Annotated in this window: 5 protein-coding genes; 3 read left to right on the top strand and 2 right to left on the bottom strand. The window is 50.5% G+C overall.

Annotated features, from left to right (window positions below; all coding sequences use genetic code 11):
• The 3 genes from HKD24_RS14675 to HKD24_RS14685 all read left to right on the top strand — a co-directional run.
• The coding region (locus HKD24_RS14675) for a C1 family peptidase (protein WP_194260914.1) at positions 1-633 on the top strand (633 nt) is incomplete at its 5' end.
• Positions 630-1235 (top strand): hypothetical protein, encoded by a 606-nt coding sequence (locus HKD24_RS14680; protein WP_194260915.1) that lies wholly within the window; start codon positions 630-632, stop codon positions 1233-1235. The genes HKD24_RS14675 and HKD24_RS14680, both read left to right, overlap by 4 nt.
• Before the next feature lie 714 nt (positions 1236-1949).
• The gene (locus HKD24_RS14685; protein WP_194260916.1) at positions 1950-3410 is read left to right on the top strand and encodes a P-loop ATPase, Sll1717 family; all 1461 of its coding nucleotides are present in this window, start codon (positions 1950-1952) and stop codon (positions 3408-3410) included.
• Here HKD24_RS14685 and HKD24_RS14690 read toward each other — a convergent pair.
• The gene (locus HKD24_RS14690) at positions 3391-3897 is read right to left on the bottom strand and encodes a tyrosine-type recombinase/integrase (protein ID WP_322783340.1); all 507 of its coding nucleotides are present in this window, start codon (positions 3895-3897) and stop codon (positions 3391-3393) included. The two genes, HKD24_RS14685 and HKD24_RS14690, sit on opposite strands and share 20 nt — an antisense overlap.
• Positions 3898-3903: 6 nt before the next feature.
• Positions 3904-4500 (bottom strand): site-specific integrase, encoded by a 597-nt coding sequence (locus HKD24_RS14695; protein ID WP_194260917.1) that lies wholly within the window; start codon positions 4498-4500, stop codon positions 3904-3906.
• Between the last annotated feature and the right edge of the window lie 114 nt (positions 4501-4614).

Here is a 4614-nt window from a genome sequence, read left to right on the forward strand (position 1 = left end):
GTGCCCTATCAGATGTGGGGCAATGACCGCTTTGGTTGTTGTGCCTTTGCCGCCCATGCCGCCCTGGTGGCGACCTGGACCAAGGCTGCGCAGGGTCTGGTCATGCTCTCGACCGAAACTGTGCTGCAAAACTATGCGCAGGTCACGGGATTCGACCCGGCCACGGGTGAGAACGATAATGGCACTGTCCTCCTGGACGAACTGAACGCCTGGCGGAAAGAGGGCTTACATCGGCCGGGGCAGACGCTCGACTATCTGACCGCCTACGGGTCGATCGCACCGACTGATGTGGTCGGGATCCGGCGCGCTATTGCTTATCTTGGTGGCGTGTTGGCAGGTGTGCAGGTGCCGAACGGCTTCCTGTCGCTGGCTCTCGGTGAGACCTGGGACTGGGACGCCATTTCCGATCATACGCCTGCCGGCGGTCATGCCATCCCACTCGTCGGCTATAACGTGGACGGTGTGTTCTTTAGCACATGGGGCACGCGTACCTTCATGCCCTGGGCGACCTTCACGCGGATCGCAGACGAAGCCTATGGCCTGCTGTCGCGGGAGAACTGGCTGGGCGTCCCCGGCACGGCTCCGACGGGTGAGGGCTTCGACGCCCTGCTGGCGGAAGTGCAGGCGGCATGAGAACGCTGGCACTCTGCGGCCTGCTGGCTCTGTCGGCCTGTTCTGCCGGATCCGTCTCGCCCGTCACGATCAGCCAGGCGATTGCCGGCGTCCAGGCGGACCTGACGAAAGCCGGCGTGGTCAGCATGTCCGGGGCCCAAAGCTGGACGGCCGATCAGGCCGCCCGGTTCGATGCCAATGTGCGGGCGGTCCAGTGTGTCCAGCACACGTCTGACCCGGTCGTGGCCATGATTGCCGGACCGGTCACGATGAACCTGTCTGGGACGTTCAGCCAGTCGGGTCAGTTCTCCGTTTCGGCTTCAAGTCTTACCCCTGTTTTTGGTTTGCAGGCTGAAGCCATCCGGTCGCGCGGTCAGATCCTGAACGTCCCGGTGCAGTTCGTCCCGCTGTCTGCCCTGCCTGATGCAGAGCTGGCGCGGCAAGTCGGATACGCTGGGGCGCTTCTGGGCCAGAAAGATACGGTCCGGCAGGACGTGTCAGGGCGGATTGAGGCGGACCGCACGGCGCTGGCCGCACATGTCGGGCTTCTCATTTCCGGGTATGCCGGAATCTGTCCCGCCGGCAAGGCGAGGCCATTCGCCGGGATGCATCATGGCGCGTGACCTTCTGGCCATGGCCATCATTCTGGCTCCGATACTCGGCAGCATCGCGCTCATTATGAGCGGTGCGTCGGGTAGGAGGAAATGATTGGGGGCAAACTCTCCGAAATTCCCGGATGATTGAACTATTGAGAATTGCTCAATGGTTGGATGCGGGTGAGGCCTGACGGAACCTCACAATGCGCTCCCGCTCATTCACAGAGCAGTGCTACGGCAGCCAGAATATCACCGTGTCACCGCATCCAAGGCGACCGTAGCAGACTGGTGAACTGTCAAGGAATGCTTGACTGATGAACCGTCCGGAATTTCCGGATAGTTGAACCTGTAAGAAATTCTTACAGATTACCCGTTTGATGTTAACGAAATGCAAAATCTCTGCAATCCGCAAAAGATAACCCCCAAAGACCGCAGAAAACTGCCATTTATTGGGCACTTTAAACTGCCTTCACACGGCAGGGGTCACAGGTTCAATCCCTGTCGCGCCCACCATCCTAAATCCTTGAAAATACGTTATTAATTCCCATAAAGATTAGGCTTAGACACATAGGCGCGAGTCTTTTCAACCCGCTTTGAATTGTGGGTATAAAGGGCTTCAATGGACAGAATCTGGATAGTCGGAAACCCACCCTATTAGAACCTCCTTAGACTTAGCACTTCACCAAACATGGTTATGCTTTTAGTGTCACCGGAAGAGTGTGATTTTTCTAGGAATTTAAGGTGGATATTCGTCAGATTCATTGGGGTGATGAGAGCGCTGAAAAAGATAGTCATCTTCTCAGCTATTTTGTTAAATCAGAAGCATTAAACCGTCTTACAGAAAAACGAAAAAATGTAATAGTAGGAAGAAAAGGTGCAGGGAAAAGCGCACTTCTCAAGAAATTAAATCAAACATTTAGCGAAAATAATATCCATACGATAAATATAACTCCAAATGAAAATAGCATTAGATCTATATTGAACGACACCGATATAATAAATAATTTCGGAGCGGAAATATTTTTTCAATATGTCTGGCTTAAATATATTTATCATGAAATTATAATGTTTTTCGGAGCGCTTCCAACTGGTGAGAAGCTTTCTGCAAGGTCCCGAAATTTTTTCCTTCAACAAGGCGGCCCTCGCGATATTATTGAAACTGTCGGAAATATTTTAACCCGAATAAAAATCAAGGCTGGCAAACTTGGAGACCTTGGTATTGACTTGGAAAAAGAAATTCTCAATGCAAGCGAAATAAATATTATAGAAGGTATTATAAAAGAGGTATATGATAATCATTCATTGGAAATAATTGTTTTAGTTGATGATCTTGATTTAGGGTGGGATAACTCAAAAACAAGCAATGATATGCTACTAGGGCTTTTATCTGCATCTTCTAAAATACAATCGAAATTTAAAAGCATTTTCCCAATCATATCCCTGAGGGAAGATATATACTCTATCCTTATGTCAAAAACTCAACATGCTGACAAACTTAGAAACATAGAAAAGATACGATGGACCAAGGACAATCTAATTAATGTTCTTGATGAAAGAATAAAATACAATCTTCATCCAGAAGAATTAGAAGAAGAAGTGGAAAGTCAGCATTTTTTTCACTTGGTTTTCCCGCAAACAATTGGAACATCTAATACTGATAATTGGCTTATCGAGAGGACCTTGTCGCGTCCTAGAGAGTTAATCCAATTTGCAAGAATATATACTGAGTTAGTGGAAGGAGATCGCCCAGATGCTGAAAAACTCAAGGAGGCAGAATATTTATATTCAAAAATGAAGCTGGACGATGTGTGTTCAGAGTTTTCACACCAGTATCCAGATCTTGATAAAGTTATGGAGTACTGGTCATCAAGATTACGGAGAAAAAAATATCATTTGAAATATGATGAAATCGGAGAAATGATTTTTGAAATATTCGATCAGTGTAACTGCAATTCTGAATGGTTTCTAAATTTAAAGAAAAATGCTGATATCGACGGTTTCTTAAAAATACTATACGAAGTTGGTATTGTTGGAGATTTCATACTCGGCGGAGCAGGTGGCAGCAGAACGGTATATGAATATGAAACTATCAGATCTCCTAATTTCGAAGAGATTCAAATCCATCCATGCTTCAGAATAGCGCTTGATACTGTGCAGAGAATTAGAAGTACTTCATCATCAGTTAACCAGACAGCCCAATAAAAGCACTAATCTCCGCTCGATAAGCTTCTGACATCTGCTTTGCATACCGCGTTACCATATTGATCGTGCTCCAACCTCCTTCGTCTTTCAGGCGGAGGAGGTCTTTGTGTAGACAGTAGTGCCAGGTGGCCCAGGTATGGCGCAAATCGTGTGGCGTGATGTCTGGGACGAAGACGCGGCGTTCTGTGGTTTCGCCTTTGGGGATCCAGACACGGAATTTGCCCGGCAGCTTGGCTTTGCGGCAGGCGGCCGCCCAGCCTGATTTGATCTGACCACCGCTGGTACGGCCGTTGTTGTGGTAACGGTCGCCTGTGATTCTTTCCGGATCGGCGCCCTTGAATCGTCTGCGGATCTGGACCGGCCGGAAAACGTGGCCATGTCGATGGGGCAGGTCCTCAAGTGCTTCCATCACCACCGGCACAAGATCCAGTCTGCGTTCATTCCCTTGCTTCTGCCAGACAACGGCCTGTTTCCCGCGCAGATCCACGTCCTTCTATTCCATATCCAACGCCTCAGACATCCGCACGCCTGTGCCGACCAAGAACGTCAGCAGCGGCTTCAGGTGAGGGGCGGCGGCATCGATCAAGCGTCTGACTTCGGCCGGTTTCAGGTAAATCGTTCGGCCGCGTGGAATCCGAGGTGTGTCGAAAGCTGGCCGATCGCACCATTGGCGAATCGCGGCGAACTCCAGAACGGCCCGTAACGGTGTCAGAACACCCCGCATCTTCGTGGCGGAGCTGGCGGCGATACCGTCCCGCAAGATCTTTCGATAGGCATCGTCCAACTGTGGCTGTGCGATCTCGATCAATCGCGTAATGCCGAAATGGTTCAAAAGGCGACGAAGATGGAACTTGGTCGTCTCTGATCTTTCCTCTGCTTCCAGATAGGCTGCTACGGCGTGGGCGAATGTGACGGTTGCCTTCTTGCCGTAGATGCTCTCGGTCCAGAGTTCAGCCTCGCGCTTGGCTCGGAATTCTTCCGCCCGCATGGGGTCAGAAGTTCCAGTGCTTTCGCATACGCTCGTGCCCCGGATGGTGCCGCGGATGTAGAGGTTTTTCGTGTTGGGGCGTTTGACGATTTTGAGGGACATTCGAGGTGTTTAGTCCCGGGATTTGATGGTGTGATATTTTCACGCGAGTGGAAGGAAGCCTTATGGGACAGATACGTCATGGCAGCGCCACGACCACGCACGCCGTGCGAGCAG

The organism is Gluconobacter vitians, from assembly GCF_015244565.1.
In the GTDB taxonomy this organism is placed as follows: domain Bacteria; phylum Pseudomonadota; class Alphaproteobacteria; order Acetobacterales; family Acetobacteraceae; genus Gluconobacter; species Gluconobacter vitians.